Here is a 515-nt window from a genome sequence, read left to right on the forward strand (position 1 = left end):
CCCCTACGCTTGTCCCGTGACCCCCGCCGATCTCTCCCGTACCGTGCTGCGCGCGGTGCGCCGCGCCGTCGAGCAGGGGGAGCTGAGTGCGGGGGTGCCCGAGCGGATCGTGGTCGAGCGGCCGCGGCCCGGTGGGCGCGGGGATTACGCGACCAACGCCGCGCTGCAGCTCGCGGGGGCCGCCAAGCGCCCTCCGCGGGAGATCGCGCAGATGCTCGCCGACGAGCTCACCCGCGAGCCCGGGATCACCCAGGTCGAGATCACCGGCCCCGGCTTCCTGAACATCACGCTCGGCAGCGACCAGAGTCAGGACCAGTCCCTCGTACGGGAGATCCGCGCCTCAGGCACGCGCTACGGCCACGCCCCCGGCCCCACCGGCCAGATCGTCCAGCTGCACTTCCGCCGCGACCTGCGCGCCGCCGTCTGGTGCGACGCCCTCCGGCGGATCCTGCTTTCCCAGGGCGCCCTCGTCCGTAATACGTGCGAGCAGGAGCTCCCCGCCGAGTGGACCGCCC

General features: G+C 74.0%; 1 pseudogene. It reads left to right on the forward strand.

Going from position 1 to position 515, the window contains the following annotated elements:
* Positions 1-16: 16 nt before the first annotated feature.
* Positions 17-515 (forward strand): annotated as a pseudogene (locus tag G6045_RS40805) (ArgS-related anticodon-binding protein NrtL); the annotation flags it as partial.

The sequence above is a fragment of the Streptomyces mesophilus genome, assembly GCF_011044995.1.
GTDB lineage: Bacteria > Actinomycetota > Actinomycetes > Streptomycetales > Streptomycetaceae > Streptomyces > Streptomyces mesophilus.